The 21,224-nt window shown below is 43.1% G+C and carries 23 protein-coding genes; all 23 read right to left on the minus strand.

What is annotated here, in order from left to right; translation table 11 throughout:
* Window positions 1-2 precede the first annotated feature (2 nt).
* Window positions 3-1,214, minus strand: coding sequence for a glycosyltransferase family 4 protein (locus ABIB39_RS11200; protein ID WP_354429966.1), 1,212 nt, complete (start codon window positions 1,212-1,214; stop codon window positions 3-5).
* Window positions 1,211-2,077 (minus strand): glycosyltransferase family 2 protein, encoded by an 867-nt coding sequence (locus ABIB39_RS11205; protein WP_354429968.1) that lies wholly within the window; start codon window positions 2,075-2,077, stop codon window positions 1,211-1,213. The genes ABIB39_RS11200 and ABIB39_RS11205 overlap by 4 nt, the downstream gene beginning before the upstream one ends.
* The gene (locus ABIB39_RS11210) at window positions 2,074-3,144 is read right to left on the minus strand and encodes an alginate O-acetyltransferase AlgX-related protein (protein ID WP_354429969.1); all 1,071 of its coding nucleotides are present in this window, start codon (window positions 3,142-3,144) and stop codon (window positions 2,074-2,076) included. The genes ABIB39_RS11205 and ABIB39_RS11210 overlap by 4 nt, the downstream gene beginning before the upstream one ends.
* Window positions 3,144-4,166, minus strand: coding sequence for an MBOAT family O-acyltransferase (locus ABIB39_RS11215; protein WP_354429970.1), 1,023 nt, complete (start codon window positions 4,164-4,166; stop codon window positions 3,144-3,146). Before ABIB39_RS11215 ends, ABIB39_RS11210 begins: the two co-directional genes overlap by 1 nt.
* Window positions 4,167-4,579: 413 nt before the next feature.
* A complete protein-coding gene (locus ABIB39_RS11220; RefSeq protein WP_354429971.1) occupies window positions 4,580-4,825 on the minus strand; it encodes an acyl carrier protein in 246 nt (81 codons plus the stop codon).
* Window positions 4,825-6,543, minus strand: a complete 1,719-nt coding sequence (locus ABIB39_RS11225; RefSeq protein ID WP_354429972.1) for an HAD-IIIC family phosphatase — start codon at window positions 6,541-6,543, stop codon at window positions 4,825-4,827. Before ABIB39_RS11225 ends, ABIB39_RS11220 begins: the two co-directional genes overlap by 1 nt.
* 9 nt (window positions 6,544-6,552) lie before the next feature.
* On the minus strand, window positions 6,553-7,482 hold the full coding sequence (locus ABIB39_RS11230; RefSeq protein ID WP_354429974.1) for a glycosyltransferase family 2 protein: 930 nt from the start codon (window positions 7,480-7,482) through the stop codon (window positions 6,553-6,555).
* Window position 7,483: 1 nt separating this feature from the next.
* A complete protein-coding gene (locus ABIB39_RS11235; RefSeq protein ID WP_354429975.1) occupies window positions 7,484-8,587 on the minus strand; it encodes a hypothetical protein in 1,104 nt (367 codons plus the stop codon).
* On the minus strand, window positions 8,580-9,584 hold the full coding sequence (locus ABIB39_RS11240) for a glycosyltransferase family 2 protein (RefSeq protein ID WP_354429977.1): 1,005 nt from the start codon (window positions 9,582-9,584) through the stop codon (window positions 8,580-8,582). The genes ABIB39_RS11235 and ABIB39_RS11240 overlap by 8 nt, the downstream gene beginning before the upstream one ends.
* Window positions 9,577-10,125, minus strand: a complete 549-nt coding sequence (locus ABIB39_RS11245; protein WP_354429978.1) for a hypothetical protein — start codon at window positions 10,123-10,125, stop codon at window positions 9,577-9,579. Before ABIB39_RS11245 ends, ABIB39_RS11240 begins: the two co-directional genes overlap by 8 nt.
* Window positions 10,112-10,654, minus strand: a complete 543-nt coding sequence (locus ABIB39_RS11250; RefSeq protein ID WP_354429980.1) for a glycosyltransferase family protein — start codon at window positions 10,652-10,654, stop codon at window positions 10,112-10,114. Before ABIB39_RS11250 ends, ABIB39_RS11245 begins: the two co-directional genes overlap by 14 nt.
* Window positions 10,647-11,750, minus strand: a complete 1,104-nt coding sequence (locus ABIB39_RS11255) for a DegT/DnrJ/EryC1/StrS family aminotransferase (protein WP_354429981.1) — start codon at window positions 11,748-11,750, stop codon at window positions 10,647-10,649. The genes ABIB39_RS11250 and ABIB39_RS11255 overlap by 8 nt, the downstream gene beginning before the upstream one ends.
* A gap of 6 nt (window positions 11,751-11,756) precedes the next feature.
* Window positions 11,757-12,761 carry a ketoacyl-ACP synthase III gene (locus ABIB39_RS11260; RefSeq protein ID WP_354429983.1) on the minus strand — a complete coding sequence of 335 codons (1,005 nt, stop codon included), beginning with the start codon at window positions 12,759-12,761 and terminating at the stop codon, window positions 11,757-11,759.
* 1 nt (window position 12,762) lies between these two features.
* Window positions 12,763-13,518, minus strand: a complete 756-nt coding sequence (locus tag ABIB39_RS11265; protein WP_354429985.1) for an SDR family NAD(P)-dependent oxidoreductase — start codon at window positions 13,516-13,518, stop codon at window positions 12,763-12,765.
* Entirely contained in the window at window positions 13,511-14,569 is a 1,059-nt protein-coding gene (locus tag ABIB39_RS11270; protein ID WP_354429986.1) for a ketoacyl-ACP synthase III, read from the minus strand. Before ABIB39_RS11270 ends, ABIB39_RS11265 begins: the two co-directional genes overlap by 8 nt.
* Window positions 14,569-14,805, minus strand: a complete 237-nt coding sequence (locus ABIB39_RS11275) for an acyl carrier protein (protein ID WP_354429988.1) — start codon at window positions 14,803-14,805, stop codon at window positions 14,569-14,571. The genes ABIB39_RS11270 and ABIB39_RS11275 overlap by 1 nt, the downstream gene beginning before the upstream one ends.
* 7 nt (window positions 14,806-14,812) lie before the next feature.
* Entirely contained in the window at window positions 14,813-15,346 is a 534-nt protein-coding gene (locus ABIB39_RS11280; protein WP_354429989.1) for a GNAT family N-acetyltransferase, read from the minus strand.
* The gene (locus ABIB39_RS11285; RefSeq protein WP_354429991.1) at window positions 15,343-15,765 is read right to left on the minus strand and encodes a sugar 3,4-ketoisomerase; all 423 of its coding nucleotides are present in this window, start codon (window positions 15,763-15,765) and stop codon (window positions 15,343-15,345) included. The genes ABIB39_RS11280 and ABIB39_RS11285 overlap by 4 nt, the downstream gene beginning before the upstream one ends.
* Entirely contained in the window at window positions 15,755-16,159 is a 405-nt protein-coding gene (locus tag ABIB39_RS11290; RefSeq protein WP_354429992.1) for a sugar 3,4-ketoisomerase, read from the minus strand. Before ABIB39_RS11290 ends, ABIB39_RS11285 begins: the two co-directional genes overlap by 11 nt.
* Before the next feature lies 1 nt (window position 16,160).
* Window positions 16,161-17,429, minus strand: a complete 1,269-nt coding sequence (locus ABIB39_RS11295; RefSeq protein ID WP_354429994.1) for an ABC transporter ATP-binding protein — start codon at window positions 17,427-17,429, stop codon at window positions 16,161-16,163.
* Entirely contained in the window at window positions 17,429-18,289 is an 861-nt protein-coding gene (locus ABIB39_RS11300) for an ABC transporter permease (protein WP_354429996.1), read from the minus strand. The genes ABIB39_RS11295 and ABIB39_RS11300 overlap by 1 nt, the downstream gene beginning before the upstream one ends.
* The gene (locus ABIB39_RS11305) at window positions 18,282-19,403 is read right to left on the minus strand and encodes a glycosyltransferase family 4 protein (RefSeq protein WP_354429997.1); all 1,122 of its coding nucleotides are present in this window, start codon (window positions 19,401-19,403) and stop codon (window positions 18,282-18,284) included. Before ABIB39_RS11305 ends, ABIB39_RS11300 begins: the two co-directional genes overlap by 8 nt.
* The gene (gene asnB / locus ABIB39_RS11310) at window positions 19,396-21,177 is read right to left on the minus strand and encodes an asparagine synthase (glutamine-hydrolyzing) (RefSeq protein ID WP_354429999.1); all 1,782 of its coding nucleotides are present in this window, start codon (window positions 21,175-21,177) and stop codon (window positions 19,396-19,398) included. Before asnB ends, ABIB39_RS11305 begins: the two co-directional genes overlap by 8 nt.
* Between the last annotated feature and the right edge of the window lie 47 nt (window positions 21,178-21,224).

Raw genomic sequence — 21,224 nt, forward strand, 5'->3', positions numbered from 1 at the left:
TCTTATTTTTTTACAAGCAGGGTTTGGTAATGCTTCAATGAATTTGCCGCTAGTTGTTCCCCTGTAAATTTATCTTCCACCGTTTTCCGGGCGCTGAGTCCAAGGTTTTTACGTAGGACCTTATCGTTTACAAGTAATATTATCTTGTTGGCCAGGCTTTGAGCATCACCTGCATCAGCAAGTAGACCATTGTAGTTATCAGTAATAATATCCGGCACACCACCTACCCGGCAGCCTATCACAGCTTTACCATAACTCATCGCCTCAATAAAGATGATCCCGAACGATTCGTATCTTGATGGTGCTACAAAAATATCGCAATTGTTATAAGCGTCTGCCAAAACCGTATTGCCAGTTCTGCCCCTAAAAAACACCTTATTAATGACGCGGTCATCGTTATCATGCTCAAATTTGGTTTGATAATCGTTACCCGGATCATTGCCTATCAATTCAAATAGTATGTTTTGATTTTGTTTTAATACTAAAGGGATAGCGGCCAGCAGCACATCGGAACCCTTTCGGTATTCAAAGCGACCGGTATATAAAATTTTAACGGTGGCATCATTGTTATCGCTTTCCCGATCCAGCATGGGAAGCTTTACGCCATGCGGAATGATGGTAAAACGTGCTGCGTTAATGCCGTAAAGCCGCTCAAGTTCCAGCCCGTGACTTTTGGCATGTGTGAGTAGATACAGGCTCTTTCTTATGAACGCGATTTCCATAGCGGCAATAAGATCCATCCCCCGCGATTTAAAAGGGTAATGTTCCTTCATCATTTGTGAAAAGGTTGTGCTAACTCTTATCGCTATCGGTGGCTTTGTTTTTTTAAACAGCGTAAAATAGCATAGTGAAAAATAACTGCTGGCTTCAATTACATCTATATGATATTGCTTTACTATTTTATTCAAAGCCTTGGCCGTAACAAGCATACACTGCAGTTTTAAAGCTAAATCAATGACAGCCCATTTGCTTTTAAAAAGACGGTATACCGCTGCCGGAACCTTAACTTTGAAGGTCAATACCGTTACGTTGTCAACAGGCGCGTGTGAACTGAATGATTCGTGCTCATTTTCATAGCGCCCCCTTACGTGCATCACAATGACCTTATTGCCGCCGGCTGCAAGACTTTGGGCCAATAATTGATAATGATTGGCTATACCGCTATCCATGGTATGCTCATCGGGGAAATAAGGTGTGATTAGTCCGATGTTCATTTTGCAGATCGCAGGCTCCAGGCTAGCATTCTTAAAAGAGTTTTAACCCTTGCTGCAAAGCTAAGCGGGCTGGGGGAGTATACATAATATAAAATATTGCTCCAGGCAAATTTCAAGCTCTGTTTTTCTTTGGCTAAATAAAGGCAGCAATAAATAGATTGGTTTAGGGAAGCCTCTTTATCCACTATGTTATTGACAGCGTGGTGCAGGGCCAAAAACTTGTAGTGATAACCGTAAAAACGATAATCATACATAGTTGAGCTTAATCCGGCCTCGCCAAAGTGCGCTACATCTAGTTTCATGTATCGGGTTTTGAAAGCGGGGTTGCAAAATACCTTTAAGGTTAAATGATAATCGGCGGCTACTTTAAAGCTAAGCTCGTATTTTCCGGTATAGTCAAATATCCCGCGCTTATAAAATACCCCCTGGTGATGTATGCCGCGTGACAACACTTTGTTTAAGTTATCATCGGCATATTTTATGCCGGATTTTGCGCCGGTTACATTGCCATAAACCAGATCGGCGTGCTGATTTTGTATTTCATTATAAACCTTTTGCAAAGTATCGGGGCCGGCAAGTATATCATCACCACCCATAAAGTATAACCACTGCCCTTTTGCGAGGTCAAGGCCTTTATTCATGGCATCATAAATGCCTTTATCTGGCTCGGATATGAATTGGGCGGCGGTGTTCCTGCGTTCTTTAAAATTGCTAATGATAAACAGGGTATCGTCGGCTGATCCGCCATCAATAAATACCACTTCCAGGTTCTCAAAAGTTTGCTGACTGATACTTTCCAGCGTTTCGGGCAGGGTGTTGCCACTGTTGTAAAGTGGAATGATGATAGAGAAAAAAGGGGTCAATTGGTCTCTGTCTTTAAAATTTCGTTTACTTTTCTTACCCAAATACCATAGCCTAGGTCATTCCAGTGTGCGTCACTAGGCGAGTATAAATTCCTATTATCCTGTTTAAATAAGCCGTAAACAGAGATTATGGGAGTACTTGATCTACTTTCAAGGCGCTGGAGTAAATGGTTGTAGGTAAAACGATGAGCATCATAAACTGAGGCTGCGTTAGGAATAACGGAAAGGAATACCTTTTTAAAGCCTAATGATAGGTATCGCTGCTGATCGGCAGCGAGGCTTGCACTTACCGAGTCGATTTCCGTATCGGTAAGGGGTATGAAAACAGATTTGGGAGAAGTGGTATCCACCGTCATGTTGAGGAGTAAGCGTTTCTTATCGGTGCTGACTGCAACTTCTTTTGGCAGTCTCCCTAATATATGATAATTAAAAGATGCCTTAACTTCTTTGGCCGGACTAAATACCTTATCGTCAAAAAGCAACAGCTCGACGTTTTTATTAAGGTCTTTATTAAAAATGATATTATCAATTCGTTGAAATATGCCAACCGGTTTTGGTCCGGTTGGCAAGTCTGCAGCATTTGTTATCTCAAAAGATTTTTTTGAACGGTAGCCGGCAGTGTTCAATTCTGAAAACTCCATTATAAGGTAGTTTTGCTTACTGGTGTCGGGTTTGATGGGGCCAAACGGAAACCGCCTGTCTGAAAAGATCACCTTGTCAAAACCGGTGAAAGTATCATCAAAGATCTTATCGGCCGTAAAACTATCCCCTATGATATACAGTATTTTGTTGGTCGGTTTTTTGCCATCACGGTTATTATAAATTTTAAACGGTGTTAACTTGAGCCGGTACTCTGGTAAAAAGCAAATGCCATACAGGTCGCCATATTGCCACCTATCGGTACGCATAAAGACGTTGTGATAAAGTGATTGTGGCCTTGCGCTTTCAGGTATAAGGTGATCATAATACCTGTCATGTTTAACCCGGTTTATAAAGCCTTGGTTCATAGCTGTAATCAAGACAGCCAGGCCTGCAACGGTAATCAATATGCCGGTTATCTTACGCATCAAAACTGGAAATAAATAAATTGGGCCTCGTTAAAAACACCTAGAAAGTAGCATAAAATAAATAGCACAACTGAAGTCAGTATTTTTTTAGAGATGCTCCGGTCTGCAATTTTATACAGGTTTTTCTCACCGGCCATCAATATCATAATGATTAAAAGGCAATAGAAAATCTCCTTGAAATTCATCAGTCCGGAAGCAGTATAAGTCATATTGTTAAATGTTATTATATGGCCGAGCATAAATAAAGCGTCACCAATCGTATGCGCCCTAAAAAAGATCCAGGCAAAAAGCAAGTACATGAAGGTGAAAACTACGCTTAAGCTTCGATACACAGGTGCCGGAATTTTTTTTGACAGCCTGTTACGCCGCTTTTTAGTATACACCTCGTAACACATGGCTAAAGCATGTAATAGTCCCCAGATAATAAAGGGCCAGCCAGCCCCATGCCATAAACCGCTAATGAAAAAAGTTACTGTCAAACTGAAATATACAGCCCCTTTACCCCAATCACGTTTATTAATGAGGATGGGGGTAAACACATAATCGCTAAGCCAGGTGGATAGCGAGATGTGCCAGCGCCGCCAGTAGTCGGTTATCGAGGTGCTGGAGAACGGGAAATTGAAGTTCCGCATAAGTTCAATGCCCAGTGTAAGCCCTGCACCTACGGCGATATCTGAGTAACCGCTAAAATCGCAGTAGATCTGGAAGGCGAAGAAGAAAAGACCCACGATCATATCAAGCGCTGAATGCGCATGCAGGTTGGCAAACAATGGGTCAACGTACAGGCCCAGCCTATCCGCGATCACCACTTTTTTAAATAGGCCAAGCATCATTAAGAAAATGCCCGTCACCAGATTCTTGGTACTGTAGTTGTTAACTCGGTGCAGTTGCGGTAAAATGTGCTGTGGGCGCTCAATAGGGCCTGCCACCATCTGCGGGTAAAACATCACATATAACGAATAAATACCTAAATGGCGCTCGGCCGTCTGATTGCCACGGTATACCTCAATAGTATAGCTCATGGCCTGAAAAGTATGAAACGACAGCCCAATAGGCAAAATAAAATTAAGAAGCGGGATTTCGTGCGCATGAAATGAGGCGCCAAGAAGATTAATGTTTTCTGCTAAAAAGTTGAAGTATTTATAAAAAGCCAAAATACCAATATTTGCCGCAAGGCTTAAAATAAGGTATGTCCGGCGCTTTCGACCATTTGACCTTTCAATCAATATACCGGCGCAATAATCAACAATGATGGTGAAAAATATAATGAGAATATATACCGGTTTAAAGTACATATAAAAATAACAGCTTGCGGACAGCAGCCATACCCAACGAAATTTATGGGGCAGCAGGTAGTAAACAGGTGTTACTATCAGGAAAAAAAGCAGGAAGAGAAGGGAATTAAAAAGCATAGGATTGGCGAGATGTCAGTACCTTATTTCTGCAGCTTTTGCGCTATCATGCTGCACATACTGCCAACATTCTCCCAGTTGTAAATTTCGGCGGTGGTAAAGCGTATACCGAATTTTTTCTCTATGGCTACTATCAGTTGAATATGGTTTAATGAATCCCATTCCTCAACATCTGTAGCAGTAGTTGATCTGGTAAGCACGATGTCGTCGTTTTCAAGTACATCTTTAAAAATATCATTAACTTTTGTTAATATTTGGTCGGTATTCATTATTGTTTATAGGTAATAAAAGTTTGTTTAAGTAAGTAATTGTCTGTAAGTAGTTCCCAGGTATCCCCGTTTTTGGTGAAGCCAAGTGTTTGATAATGATCTTTCACAATGCCGTTCTTTTTGGAGGGCAGGTACTCGCCAATGATTCGGCTGAAACCGTTGGTTCGGACCGTTTTTACAATATGGTTGAGGGTGAAGTTTTCCATACCGCGATTTAAAACCCGGCAGCTCATGATCCAGGTATCTATAAAAACGGTGTTCCCGTCGGTTTTTTTCAGGATCACAACAGCGATTAACCCGTTATCGCCAAATTTGTCCTCAAGGCTAAAGGTCAGCGTTAAATACTCTTCCGATTCGCAAATTGCGGTTAGATCGGGCTCAGAATAGCGAATTGTGCGTAAATTAAACTGGTTTGAACGAAGTGTTAACTGGGTAGCCCTTGGCAGGGTGAACTTATCAATGCTGTTTACCTGGGCCTCCATATCAAGGCCGGCCAGATATTCGGCCTCATTAGTAAATTTGCTTTGCAAATTGTGACGCAAGGCTTGCTGTCGGTATCGTTCGTTTCGGCCTTTATCATCCTGAGTATAAGATGCTGTATCAAACAGATTAAGGCTACGTAAAAACAACATGAAATCGGCGGGGTCTTCTGGCAATGTGGGTATCGTTAACTCCGGGATGGCAGTTTTGACCATATCGCGCTCAAAGGGATTGTCATCTAAAAACACTATGCTGTCCATCCCTATATTCAATACCTGCTGTATGTACCTGATGTTATCAACTTTGTTTTCCCAGTTTGCTACGAAAAGGCTGATATCATCAATTTTGAGTACCATATCCGGATGCGAGATGAATGGTTCCCTGGCAACTTCGAGCGTATTTTTGCTGCATATCGCCAGTATAATGCCCCTGTTTTTAAGTTCGCGGCACCAAAGCTGCAGTTCGGTGAAAGCCTTGCCCATTCCAAGGCTGCCTATTTGGATATTCTCCAGACCGTCATCGCCAATAATGCCGCCCCAGAGTGTGTTATCAAGATCGAGAATAAGGCATTTTTTTGATTTACCGAAGTTGGAGGCGATGATCTGGCAGATGCTTTGGGCAAATGCCGGTAAGAAATCGATCCCAAAAACCATATTTGCGTGTAGATACATTTTGGTATCGAAACTGTGTTCATAACCCTTAAACGCCGCTATCGAAGCCAGATCGGTGATATGGATCCCTGGATTTTCACCGGAAAGGTCCATTATACCAAGATTGATTTTCCTGAGCTGGTATAGGAATGATGTTTGAGTTTTAGCGGCATAGCTGCCGAAAACCTGGTCGTTTATTTCAATGTAGGAATTGATGATTACCTGTGCTTTCAAGCGCTGCGACAAACTGCTGTACAAATCGCCGGTTTTGGCAATGATCTGTTCTGCGAAGCCGGCACGGTTGTCCTGTTTATAAAAGCTGTGGAGCAGATGCTCGGTCGACCGGATGATAATGACGTAGGCAGGCTCAAAAGCGTATAGCTCAGATGTCGGGTTATAAACCTGCTGTTCAATCTGGTTGTAATCAGCCTCATACATTTCCATGTTCAAACCCAGCTCAATAGCGTAACCCCTGATCGCTGTATTCATAAGCTGTGAAGCACTATCAGCCAGTAAAGCCACTTTAACAGGCATTGAGCCAGTTGTATCTTTTTTTAAATTCTTCTTAAGATCGGAGAATAGGAGCATTAAACAAAATTATAATAGGTTAAGCACCCGGTAAATCTTTACGCGGATGCGGTTTAAAAAAGCTATTCTTTTCCACTCGTGAACTGTACCATGAGCGTCTGCCGCCCAGATTCTTTGATGATCCGCCTCCCACTGCGCCTTCATTTTAGGTGAATGAGTTTTGGCCTGTTCATGGATGTGCGCCACGGACAGCGGTTCTTTTATGAAAGCCCTGCTGCGCCCTTTTACCAACCTGAGCCATAGTTCATAGTCAAGCGCGCAGTGCAGCTCCTCCCAAATGGGCTGATGGATGGCGGCACTCCAAAAGGTGGAAGGCTGTACCAATCCCGGTATTTTGATGAAGTAATCGATAAAGGGAAGAATGCGGTTAAGTTTATCCTCACCCGTTAAAACGTTATGGTCAACGCCGTAACCGTAGATAAAATCAACCCCAGTTTTTGCAAACGTATTCAAGACTCTATAAAAAACTCCTTCCAGGTAATAATCATCACTATTGATCCAGGCATGATATTCACCAGATGACAAGCTGAAACCCATGTTAATGGCATGACTTTGACCGCGGTCTTTTTCGCTTTGATAATAGCTGATCCATGGGGCATATTTTTCCAGTATTTGAAGGGAGCCATCGTCGCTGCCGCCATCCATTACAATATACTCCAGGTTAGGATAGTTTTGCAATAAAACCGCCCTGATGGTCTGCTCCAAAAAACTTGCCTGATTATAGGATGGCGTAATAATGGTAAGCTTCGGCCAATTTATTTTATTCTCATAAATTGCCGGGCTGGTTTGCCGGTTCCAAGGCCAGCCGGCTTTGTCCCGCGGGGGCGCAGGTAGCGTACCCAACAGACCGTTTACATTGTGTTCAATTACAGGTAGCGAAAGCGTTATGCCTTTACTTTCAAAGTGCGATCGATAAGCGGCAAGGTTAGGCAGGTTCATTTTATACTTGGCTTTTTATAATCAGGGTTTTAACATAATCAACAAATGCTTGCTCTTGCCGGGGTTGAACTAAAAAGGGCGGAATAGCGAAGTCTCCTGAACGCAGAATTTTCTTTAACTCGTCATAACTGTCGTAAACCATCAAGCCTTGAGCTGGGGGGCAGCTTCGTGCCGCATGGGTGTTGGCAATTACCGGCAACCCGGCAATCAATAATTCAGGAATGCGTGTCAAAGCGCCACTTGACGGTTGCTGGTGAACTATGGCACAATCGGCAATTGTTATCAGGTCTGCCAGGGTTTCGTTATTTACGGAACCCCATATTTGGATATTGTTTCCTGTAAAGAGATCTTTTAGTTTTTCAGAACCAAAGCCTGCCACATTTATTTTCAGGCCAGGTATTGCTCGGATGTACTGCAGAAGTTCCGTAAACCCAGTAAAAGTGGGCTGGTTATGGAAGGTTCCAAGTAACAGTATATTTTGTTGTTTTGTATCAGGTTTAGCGGTAACAATACTTCTCCTTTGCCTTATATCCAGCAAAAACGATTCAGCGGTAGGGGCCGGATAATATGGTAAATAACCCGCGTTTACACCGTAGTTTGACGCTAACCAATGTTCCTCCTGTGAAATCGTAAACACCTTATTGCACAGTTTTAGGTAATTCATTTCTTCTGACAGCCATAGCGGCGCAGGCTTATTTGAAAATACACTTTTAGCGCCTGCTACCAATGATTCTAGGTTATGCGGCAACGCAATAACAGGTACGTGGTATTTATAGAGTACCTCGGCCAGGATGAGGTGATATTCCACCGTTGATTCCCAGATAAACAAGCCGGGTTTGTATTGTTTCACAAACTGCTCAAAGACGGCCTTATACCGGCCGATGGCATATTTGTTTTTATTGCCCGTTCTTAGGGTCATATTTTGCTGCAGGCCAACTAGATAGTGCGATAGTTTGTTTCCCGTAGCTATAGTATAACTTAAATCGGCATCGTCAGCGGAAATCCCAGCTTCCGAAAGCAAGTGCTCGATTTGTGCCGTTCTTTTATTTCCGCCATGTCCAAAAGCATCCGGCAAAAAATGGGAGTGTTTATAGGTTTTAAACAATGGTTTTTTTAGATAAATTTAAGCTCAATTGCTTGATTTTTATAGCCTCGTCCGAGACTTCAGCTAGTTTGCAGCCATTTGTTAGAAAAATCGTTTCCGCCTCGTAGGCATAATGCCACTTTTTAATTCGCGGAAAGATTTTGCAAATGGAAAAGCGAATCAGGCTTGTGCATAAGAGTATGCATTTTTTAGTGGCCGATAACCGGTTGATGGCAATCTGTTTGCGGTAAAGGTTCAGCACAAGTTCCTGATATTGATTAATCTTCAAAAGTCCGTCTTTGTAGCCTTCGGCCAGGCGGTTAGGGAGGATATAATGGCTAAAAACCAGCGCCTCATCATAATAGAGCCTGTAACCGGCTAAAACAAACCGCATGCAAAGCTCAATATCCTCAGCCCTTGCGGTTTCATTTTGACTGGGGCCAAGCAAAATGGCGGGCAAATCACGGTTAACTTCTTTATAAAGAGATCTTCGGAGTATCATACCCGCTCCCCAAAGGTAACCTTTGGCCGTTATATCAGCGGAGCTCGCGTTCGGCTTACCTACCGCATAACTGTTCTGGCAATCCCAAAACCAAACGGGTATGTCAATGTCCGATACCGCGATGCCTTGCCCACCCACAGCCGCTAATAGCGGGTTTGAGTTGATGATCTGAAATGCCTCATTTATGTAATTGTTACTTAACCAGTTATCATCATCGCAGATAACGATGTATTCATATTTTGCTTTATCTACCCCGGTAGACAGCGCGTGATATTTACGTGGTCGTGTTTCGCTTAAGACTGTAAAGTCTATGTTAGGTAAATCGTATTGTTGCCATTCTGCGCTGGCAACTGTAAAAGTGTCATCAGTGGAGGCGTTATCGATAACGATAACCTCCCAGTTAATTGCCGGCGATACCACCTGCAAAGCCAGGTGCCTGAGTGTTTGCGGTAATTGGGTGGCACCGTTATAACAACAAATAATTACCGATATACCTGAACCTACAGGTTTAACCATTACGTGTCATTAAGCTTTTTAGTGTAGCGGCGTCATTTGTGGTTAGCAGATAAGATTTTTTCAAGCCCTGGTTGTTAGCCAGGATCTGCGCGTCGAAGGCGGGTGCGTCATTATCTATCAGTATTAGAAGCTCCATCACCGCGTCAAGGTGAGGGCATATGTTAATATAATCATATTGCTCATCTGCAAGGGAATCATCACAATTACAAAAAATTGCTTTAAAACCAAGGTTGATACTGTCAATAGATGAGTAACCCATAAAACCGCCCACCGTAAAGTTTAAAAAGTACCCGCTTTTAAGCTCGTCGGTCAGTTCAGCCATCGGAATAGATCTCTTGGTAAAGGCAATGTTTTCGGTAACCCCGAGCTGATGGGCCATCCGGATGATATTCCGGTATATACTTTCATCTTCAACAGCACCAATAAAAGTTATCACAAAGTCCCGTAACCCCCGTTGTTTAAGCTTATGGCAAAGGTCAACCAGATTTGGGAACGAATTTTTGTCCCCGGCTATACGGGCTACTAAATTAACCCTGATCATTGATGAATAATTTTGACAGCACCAGTTTAGTTTTCAGCGCATCGCCATATTGGCTTCGAAGTTCACCTTCCTGGTAATTATTAATGCATACTATGGTGTCATTACTGTCCCCAAAAAGTTCCTGCTGATAACTGTATTCCCGATTAGGGTATTGAACTGCGTTGTTCACATTCCAAAAAAAACGTTGCGGATGCAAAATGGTATCAAAAACTTTATCTACATTATACAACCCGATGGTATGGATGCTGGTAAAATATTTTTGAGCAAAATACTTTAGTTTGATGGCCCAGTATACCGAACGCAGCATTTTCACCGGCGCCCTGAGGTGTCTGTAGGCACCGATACGTGTGCGCACTACTTTAATGCCTAAGTTTTTTAAGACCTCATCGTAATATTCAATATCGTAGTTGTCCAATATCAATACCGTCGGCCTAATGCTATTTTTTCGAGCGAATATTGCAAGTTCCATCAATAATCTTTCAGCCCCGCCGATCGCTAACTTATTGCTGACAATCAAAATTTTATCCATGAAACAGGCGGATGATTTCACACACATATTTAATTTCCCCTTCTGTCATACCCGGGTTAAGCGGCAGGCTTAGGCAAGTTTCGGCCAATTCCTCGGCTATCGGGAAATCACCTTTTTTATAACCCAAATGCCCATATGCTTTTTGCAAATGCGGCGCAACAGGGTAGTGGATCGCTGTTCCGATTCCCTTGCCTGTCAAATGCTGTTCCAACTCATCGCGTCGGGCGGTACGGATCACGTACAAATGATAAACATGATCGGCCCCCGGAGCGGTTACCGGGAGTATTAACCCCGGAATACCCGCAAGCTGATCGGTATAGGCAGCAGCAATTTGTTTTCGTTCATTTAGCCAGCCATTCAAATATTCCAATTTTACTAAAAGAAAGGCCGCCTGCAATTCATCCAGTCTCGAATTTACGCCGATAACGTCGTTATAGTATTTTTTTTCCGAACCATAATTACGGATCAGTTTTGCTTTTCGCGCCAGACCTGCATCGTTGGTCGTTAAAGCACCGGCATCGCCGTAAGCGCCCAGGTTTTTTGTCGGATAAAAGCTGGTGGCGTTGATATTGCCAAAGCTTCCGGTGGGTTTGCCATTATAGGTACAACCTTGTGCCTGAGCATTATCTTCCACCACATATAAATCATGTTTACTGGCTATCTGCATTATGGCATCCATCTGGCACGCCTGCCCATACAGATGTACCGGCATGATTACTTTTGTTTTTGGTGTAATGACCGCCTCAAGCCGGGTCACATCTAAATTGAAAGTTCCCGGATCGGGCTCAACAGGGATAATAGTAGCGCCAGTCTGCGATATAGCCAGCCAGGTGGCTATAAAAGTATTCGACGGCGTTATCACTTCGTCTCCTTCACCTACTTCCAGAGATTTGAGGGCGATGTGCAATGCATCGAGGCCGTTGGCCACACCGATGCAATTCTGCACCTGGTTATAGTTGGCGTAAGCTCGTTCAAAGTCGCTTACCTCTTTACCCAGTATATACCAATTGTTTTGAAAGACCCGCTCAAAGGCCGCGCGGATCTTCGCTTCTATTAAATGATTCTGGCCAGTAAATGATAAAAAAGGAACGTTCATTATGGGTCAGCTAAAAGTTATTACAGTTGCCCCCCAGGAATAGCCAACGCCAAAACCGGCCAAGAGCCAGTTCGCCCGTGGGCCCGCCGGTTTTTCTTTCATAGCCTCGTAGAGTGCAATGGGTACCGATGAAGAAACCGTATTGCCAATTTTAGCCATGTAAATAAAAAAGTTTTCTGTAGGGATTTCCATCTTTTTGCGCAGGTGTTCCAGCATATAACGGTTAGCCTGGTGTAGAATGAACTGCCCTATTTCTGTTTTGTCGAGCATATTCTTAACGAGAGTATCTTTAATGAGTGCCGGTACAGCACGGGAGGTAAAGGCGAATATCTCAGGCCCATCCATAAATAAAGTGCCAGGCGATTGTTCGTTTCCATAGGCATCGTTCACGCTTTCGGTGTTTTTATCAGGATAGCGGACAGCACCTTGTCTTACTATGAGGTTTTCGGCGCCCTTGCCATCGGTGCCTAATTCAAATTGGCCAATCGCGGCAAAGCCATTGGTACTAACGAGTGTTGCAGTAGCTGCATCCCCAAAAATGGTGCGGTTACCTTTATCTCCGCGATGGATGAATTTTGAATATGTTTCTGAGGTGAGCAGGAGAATATTTTGGGCTATCCCGGCTGAAATCAGCCCTTTGGCCAACGCCAGGCCGTAAATGTAACCCGAGCAGCCTAAATTAAAATCAAGCGCACCGGCGTTTACGGGGATGTTCAGCCTGTCCTGTAAAATGCAGGCAGTGGTGGGTAGGAAATAATCCGGGCTTTGGGTACAGTACAACACAAAATCAATTTCTGCCGGACTGATATTATAACGCGCGAAAAGCTTTTGTGCGGCGGCAATGGCCATGTCTGACGCAAATTCATCAGCAGCGGCAATGTGCCGTGTATCGATGCCAATCTTATTCGCTATCTTTTCTACGGGCCATTCCGGGAATAAAACTGACAGCGCGGCATTGTCCAGCTGGTTTTGCGGAAGATGATAGGAAATTGCTTTAATGTATGCCTTCATTTTATTGGGCGGTAAAGCCACCGTCAATAGTTATTGTGGTCCCTGTTATCCAACTACTTGCACCCGATAATAAAAATAGGCAGCAACCTGCTATATCGGCAGGCGTGCCGTACCGGCCTAATGGATATTTTTTTTTATCAGCCGCGATGCTTTCGGCAGATACATGCTCGCCAATTTTAGCCGTTCCTTCAGTTTCAACCATAGCCGGCGCAATACAGTTGATCCTGATTTTGTTGGTTGCCAGCTCAAGCGCCGCCGATTTACAAAATGATTGCAGACCTCCTTTGGCCGAACCGTATACTGAATTAGCCAGGGATCCTATTACTGCACCGTTAATTGACGAAAGCAAAACGATAGAAGAAGCCGGTTTTATTTTTTTAAATTTATGCAAAGTGGTTATCAGTAAAATAGGTGCGCGCAAGTTCACGCCCAGCATCGTGTCAATAAATGCAGCATTAATGAATTTTAGGGGTACCAATTTCATTAAACCTGCGGATTGGATGATGCCATCGACCGCAGGCATGTTTTTACAGGTAGTCTCAATGAATTCATCATCTTGCAAATCGCCGGGAATCATTTGGTGACTACCGCCTGCAAGTAATGCCAGGGTCTTTTTAAGGCGGGCTTCATCACGGCCGAGCATGATTACCGTTGCACCTGCTTTTGCGCATTCAATGCTGACCTGTTTACCAATACCTGATGATGCACCTGTGACAAGTATCGTTTTCTCGCTGAAGTTGTAGTTATAATCACACATAATATACCAAGTCGGGCACTATCAAATTGCTTGTTGTAAAATGTACGCTGCCCCATGAAAGTCCTACACCAAAACCGCAGGCAATGTTTTCATTCTTCCCAATCCGCAAGCTATCCGCACTTTGAGTAACCATAGTAAGGGGAATAGTGGCGCTACTTGTATTGCCATAGTTTTTTAATGAAAACGGGACCTTTTCTTCGGGCAGTTGCAGTTTTTTTCTAATCCGTTCATTCATCATAAGGTTGGCTTGGTGAAAGTAAAAATTGTCAACCTGTTCTCTATCGATCTCAAATCTTGCAAGCAAAGCATTTACCGACTCCGGGGCTTTCGAAATACCGAACGAAAATACGTCCATGCCATCCAATACAAGGTGCAGGTTTGTGCGGGTAATACCTTCTGAAATAGAATTGGCAATTATAGACGTTTCGTTAAATTTGTTTCTGTAACCGCCATGATTGATAATGATGGCCTGGTAGCCACTGCCATCGGTGCCTAATTGAAACTTTAGCCCTTCCTCTCCTTCTATAAATTCCAGGGCGGTAGCAGTTCCTGCATCACCGAATAGCGGGTACGTGCTTTTATCATCTTTTGAACTGGTAATAGACGAGGTATCGCCGGTGAGGAGCATGGCCTTTTTGATCATGCCCGATTGCATATATCCTGCTATGGTACTTAGCCCGTAAATAAAGCCCGAACATCCTAATGAAATATCCAACGTAAAGCAGTCTGTTGATAGGCCAAGACGGTTTTGCAACACGCATGAAGTGGCTGGCAAAATATAATCCGGCGTTTGAGATACAAACACCAGCCCGTCAATATCATTCTTATCCCAATTGAGCTCTTCAATCAGCTTTTCGGCAGCTTTGAAACAAAGGTCAGAGGTGCAGGTACTTTCGTTTACAATGTGGCGGCGCTCCACCCCGGTGGTTTTAATCAGCTTTTGCATATCCACCGCCGAAATATTGGTAAGGCTCGTGTTTTCCTGAACCGTCGCCGGCACACAGGCTGATACCCCTTTAATTACCACATTTTTTATATGCAGAAATGCCATTATGCGTTTGCTTTTGAAACTACAATAGTATAAATGTCATTAATGGTTAATGATTTTCTGACATCATCACCAGTAAGCCTTACCGAGTAGCTTTGATCAATCATTGCGATTACCAATAGGGCAGTCATTGAACTCCACTCCTCGTTTTCTTTGAACAGGGTATCGGCGGTAAATGGTTCGTCCGGTATTTCGTCAAATTGTTCGGCGAATTCCTTTACAAATGTTTCTATATTCATGCTTTTGTTATTTGGGGTCAATAATATCCGTTAAAAATTTATGCTTACGCATGTAGCCCTCTCTACGCATCTCGAGGTAAATGTTCTGTTCGTCTTCACCGGTTTGCGTAAAGAACATTTTATGGTAGCGTACCAGTTTTTTGTTCTCTTTCCTTACATCTATCATGCAGCATTCAAAATTTAATTCCTCAAAAATGATCGAGGTAAGAAACAGGTCGGCTTTGATAGAATCTAATGCGTTATTATCCCTTTCAGCCAGCCAGCTGCCTGAAGTTACGGTAGCTCCGTCAATGTTATATAACCTGAAAACCCCAAGAGGCTGATTTTGCATATCGGTATATAAAAAGTAATATTCCTCGGCCCTTGCTTCCCGTTGTTTATAGTTACAGATCCAGCTTTTTTGGGCATCGAGATCGTTTTCAACTGGCGAAACGTGTCTGGATAACTTGGGGTTGGTACGCATGCCCAAAATAAAAGCCGCATCATTTTCTTCCACTAGCCTGAAAATCAAGCCATAACGATGTGTTGGCAGTTGTATCAAAGATCTTTGTATTGTTTAAACGCCGGGTAATCTCTTAAATAATCATCTTCGGTGTATAGCATAGATGCCAGTACAAGGCAAATAGCACCCGATGAGAAATTGGAAATATCGCGCCAGATACCCGGTTTTATATGAAGCGCCATGTAGGGGCGGTTTAATTGTACCGTTTTTTTATTAACGCCGTCATCAATGGTGATATCGAAACTGCCGCTTGCTGCGACAATAAACTGTTCCAGTTGTTTATGCCCGTGCGCAGCCCTTGATTCGCCGCCGGGGATGTCATACAAATAATAGATCCGCTTTACATTAAACGGAACATGAATATTATTTTCTACAGGGGTAATATTTCCCGCCCGGTTATGAATGCGGCGCAGGTGAATAATGTTGCAATCAAAAACGGTTGATGTTTTACTGCTCATGCGTTTTGTTTACAAACTGGTCAAAATCCCTGATGTAATCCTGCTCGTCATACTTACCGTCGGCCAGGATGAGTGCGAGCGAGTTTGTAGAAAAATTTTCAATCTCTCGCCACATCATTTTAGGCACATATATACCATAGTATGAACGGTTAAGGCTAAATCGCATTTCCTTTTCTCCGTCATGAAGTACTACATCAAAACTACCGCTGAGGGCTACTATGAATTCCTGCAGGTTGACGTAGGCATGCCCGCCCCGGCGTTCACCACCCGGTACGTCATAGATCCAGTAGGTACGCTCAATTTTAAAGGGAATATGGTTATCCTCCTCAATGAACGATAAGTTACCCCGGTCATCTAAAAACTTGGGCAGTTGTATAATGTGTGGGCTTTCCATATTATTGAGCCTGGTAACTAAAGTTAAAGGTAAGTTTTGGATGGATCACTCCAGGGGCTAAAGAACTGTTGCTCCCTTTAGTTTCGTTCTCCACCTCAAAGCCGATAAAATCATCGGCACCAAATAAGAGGTGTCGTTGGTTTTCGCCAAAGATCAGCTTAAAGGCATAATTGCCCGCATTTAACAAATCAGGGGGGATGACGCATTTAACGGTATAAAGTCCGGTCCTTGAATCATTGTTGGTGGAAAGGAGCACGCCGTTATGAAACACGGGTATCTCATCGCTGTTTTTTAATTCGAAAGTAGCATCAAGGTTGATACCGGCCTTTTGATTAAAAAAGGTCATTTCGAAGCTTAGCCCTGTAGACATGGAGATACTGTCGCCATCAAGCGGTTTGATGACAAATTTCATCACCCTGATGTTTTCATTTCCTGGAGCCGACTGGATATCCCCATGGTGCTCAAAGCTCGATTTAGTATTGTTGTTTTTTTGATAAAAACTCACAGCTTCCAGCTGTTTATCCTGGTAGATTAGCTGTCCGTTAGCTAAAACTATACCTTTGTTGCAAAGTGTTTTCACAGCCGCCATATTATGGCTTACAAACAAAACGGTACGGCCTTCGCCCCGGCTAACCTGTCCCATTTTTCCGAGACATTTTTTTTGAAACTCCGCATCGCCAACAGCGAGTACCTCATCGACAATCAGAATCTCGCTTTCCAAATGGGCTGCGACTGCAAAGGCCAGCCGCACGTACATGCCCGATGAATATCTCTTTACCGGCGTATCTACATAACGTTCTACACCAGAAAAATCAACAATCTCGTCAAACTTGCGCTTGATCTCAGCTTTTCGCATACCTAAAATAGCGCCGTTTAGGTAAATATTTTCGCGCCCCGTAAGTTCCGGATGAAAGCCGGTGCCAACTTCCAGAAGACTGGCTATTCGACCGCGCATTTTTACGGAGCCGGTGGTAGGAGAGGTAACCCTGCTTAAAATTTTCAGTAACGTACTTTTACCGGCTCCGTTACGGCCAATAATCCCTACCGCATCGCCCTGTTCCACTTCAAAATTGATATCCCGCAAGCTCCAAACAACGTCGCCTTCACCTTTTAAAGTTCGATCGTTCATTTCACCTATTTTAAGAAAAGGATCTCCTTTGCCGCGTATTTTTGCCCAATAGCGCTCAATATCGCGAGATAGGGTACCTGTTCCGAAATCACCGAGCTGGTAAGCCTTTGAAATATTTTCTACTTTGATCGCCTTAGCCATTACACCGTATCGATAAATGTTTTTTCAACTTTATTAAAAACGATAATCCCTGAAAATAATATGACTAGTGTTACACCTAAGCTGTAGCAAAGTAACCCCCAGCTAAAGACCCCGTTACCCAGAAATCCATACCTGCAAGTTTCAATAATGGGAGTGATCGGGTTAAATTTAATAATCCATGAATAGCTGCTGTATTTTTTTATTACTTCAGACAGGGGATAAATAACGGTTGTAGTATACATAAGTAGGGGTACGCCAAACGATACGACAAAAGCCAGATCGCGGTATTTAGTAGTTACCGCCGAAATGATCATCCCAAAACCCAACCCGAGCGCGGCAATCATCATCATCAAAAATGGGAACAGCAATGCGTAAATATTGGGCGAAATATGGTAGCCCGCCAACATGTAGTATAGCAAGAGCACGGCAAATAACATTAACTGTACGCCAAACCTTATTAAATTGGAGAGCACAATACTCAACGGCATGATTAAACGAGGGAAATAGACCTTACCTAACATCCCGGAATTGTCTTTAAATACGGTTGATGTTTTAGTGAGGCAATCGGCAAAATAATTCCAGAGGATGGTTCCGGCGAGATAAAACAACGGGCCGGGTATCCCATCCGTTTTAATTCCTGCCAGGTTGCCAAATATCAAATTGTAAACTAAAATAGTAATAATGGGTTGTACAAAAAACCATAAAGGGCCAAGTACCGTTTGCTTATAAAATGATACGAAATCACGCCGTACCAAAAGTAACAGCAAGTCACGATATAGCCAAACATCTTTCAGTTTGAGATCAAGCAAGCTGTTTTTTGGGCTTATCTCCAAGTCCCAACTTTCGTTTGGTTCAGTCATTCATTAACAAGGTTTGCAGCTCCCTCATATAAGATCGCTCATTGAAATAATGCAGGCACCTATGTTGTAAATGCTCGCGTTTATTTAAAGTTAAATATTCCTGGAGGTGCCTGGAAATACAAGCCTCCAATTCATTTTCATCATCGGTATTTATTGCTGTTCCCAGTTCGCCGTTACGAATAGCGTCAATACTTCCATCTGCATTACCACAGATAACCGGCAGGCCGCATGCAAGTGCTTCAATAAATACTATTCCAAAGCCTTCTTTTTTACTTGGTAATACGAACACGTCAGCAATTATAAAATGATCGGGTAGCTCTTCCTCTTTAACAAAGCCGGTTAAAATGACGTGGTCGGTTACGCCTGTATCTGCTATTAGTTTTTTCACCCGCGATCCTTCGGAATCATCATATTTGCCAGCTAAGATGTATTTAATACCCGGGAATTTATGTTTAAGTATCCCAAGCGCCTTTATGACACCGTCATGCCCTTTATAAAGTTCAGTTGACGCCAGCCTGGTCAAAGTAAAAATAACAGGGGTATCCTTCGTTAAACCATAACGTTCCATTAAGTACGCGGGCCTTTCAAAATTGTCAGGCAGCTTCATAAATGGATCCAAAGGGTTGTTTAACACAACACATTTATACGCGTTGGTCTGATGCATCGAGTGTAATTTTGCTTTTGTAAAATTACTTACGCAAATAACCTTGTCGCATTTATTTAAAAGGCGTTTTTTAAGAATGGATAATGGTCGCCAAACCTCAATGCCATGTGCTATTAACCAAACCTTGGTTTTAGGGCTTATTAATTTAACCAAAAGGCCAACAAGGGAAAGGTTTATATGGCTTAATATAATTACATCATTTTTCCTGGCGTAAACCAAGGTTTTAACAATAAAAGCCATGCGGTTTTTGCCAAAGCCTTGAAAATTCTTGGCCGGTAAATATTGCGGCATCAGGTCGCTATCTTCATCATATAATGATCCAAACTTAAAATTCCAGTTATTTTGGTTGCAAATATAATTTAGAGAATGGGCCAGTGTGCGGGTCATTTTTTGAATGCCGCCCGTTGTACTAAACGTTTGTAACGAGAAAAGCGTAATATGTTTAGACATGCCCTTGTACCTGGTATAATGCGAAGGCCCTTGACCAATGTATTGTCCCTTTGTTAAAACTGTTTATTACTTTTTTTGCCTGTACACCTTTATAATAGTCTTCATTGCTTATCTGCCCGTTAGCTGCCATCCAGCTTTGAAGCGGGAATGTGAAACCCATTTTTGGCCTGTTCCATACCGTTTCGGGTAACAAATATCTAAAAGTATCTACCAATAGTTTTTTCGGGTGTTTATCATCAAAACGTATGGAGGGGTCTAACTGCGAAACAAATTGCTGAAAATCTTCATCAAGGAATGGTACCCTAACTTCAAGGCCGTGGCTCATGCTCATTACATCAGTATCATGCAATAGTTGGTTTTGCATATACATGTTGGTTTCTAACCAGGCGGCATATAATTTATCACGCCGTCCAAAATTAGGTATGTCAAGGTCATCAAAGAGTATGCTGTTAACTTCATCCTCTGCCATGCCGGTCAATTTGGCAATATCTACAGTTGTGAATAAACCGCGTAAGAACAGGTAATCGGCAACGGTGCCATCGTGTTTAAGATACCCCAGCTTTTTAAAACGGTCCTTGCTAAACAGCTTGGCTAATGTAAACGAAGCAGATGGCAGCATTTTTAAGTATTGCAGGTATTTGATCCTATTAAATGAAGGGTAACCTCCCAGCAGCTCATCGGCACCAACGCCAGATAAAACTGTTTTTAAACCACCTTCTCGGGCATATTTACTAATAAACCACGAGTTAATGCCGTCGGTTGTTGGCATATCCATGGCGCTCAATATTTGCGGCAGGTGCTTTTCAAAGTCGTGTTGATTTACCAGGTGGGTAAAATTATCACCGCGCAATTTGTCTAATACAGCCTGTTGGTAAGAGCGCTCGTCGTAAGCCTTTTCATTAAAAAATATCGAAATAGTTTTTAGCTCTTCTATCTGCCGGGCAGCCAAAAGGGTGAGCAGGCTTGAATCGATGCCACCGCTTAAAAACACACCGATAGGCGCATCGGCAATTAATTGCCTGTTTATTGCTTTTGTAAGGTGATGTTTTAAACCCTCGCGTGCGGTATTAAAATCTTTAATATGGTTGGGAATTAGCGGCCTGATATAGTTTGTTATAGTATAGTCTCCGCTTTTTTGCCAGCATAAGAAATGGCCTTTAGGTAAGCTTAACACGCCCTTTAAAGTAGTAAAAGGCTCTGGTATGTGCCCAAAAGCCAACAGCCAGACAGGCCAGCGGGCGTCGCCGGTGGTGGTTATGCCGGCAGCTTTAAACGCTTTAATTTCCGACGCGAAAGTAATTTGGCCATCTTGCGTGTAATAATACAGGGGTTTAATACCCGTAGTATCGCGCACAAGGTAGGTTGCCTGGCTAACGGTATCATAAAGGGCAAAAGCAAACATACCCCGTAATTTGGTAAACGAACCTGTGCCCCAGTGTAAGTAAGCCTGTATAATAACTTCGGTATCGGTGCTGGTTTTAAAGGCGGCGCCTAAGGTTTGCAGCTCGGCCCGTAACTCGCGGTAGTTGTAAATTTCGCCGTTAAATGTTATCCAGGCTTTACATGCAACATCCGCCATAGGCTGGTGGCCGTTTTCGGTCAGATCAATAATGGATAGCCGTCGATGTCCAAATACGAGCTTGCCGTCGTGACTGCTGTAGATGCCAGCATCATCAGGCCCGCCATGCTGCAACTCGTTGCACATTGCAGTTACCATTCTTTCTCCTCTCGCGTCATTTGACTGATTACTAACCAGCCCTGCTATCCTACACATTAAATCTTATTATACATAGCTTCGCCCCGTAAGTCACACTCTATTTT

The organism is Mucilaginibacter sp. UYP27, from assembly GCF_040547175.1.
Lineage (GTDB): Bacteria > Bacteroidota > Bacteroidia > Sphingobacteriales > Sphingobacteriaceae > Mucilaginibacter.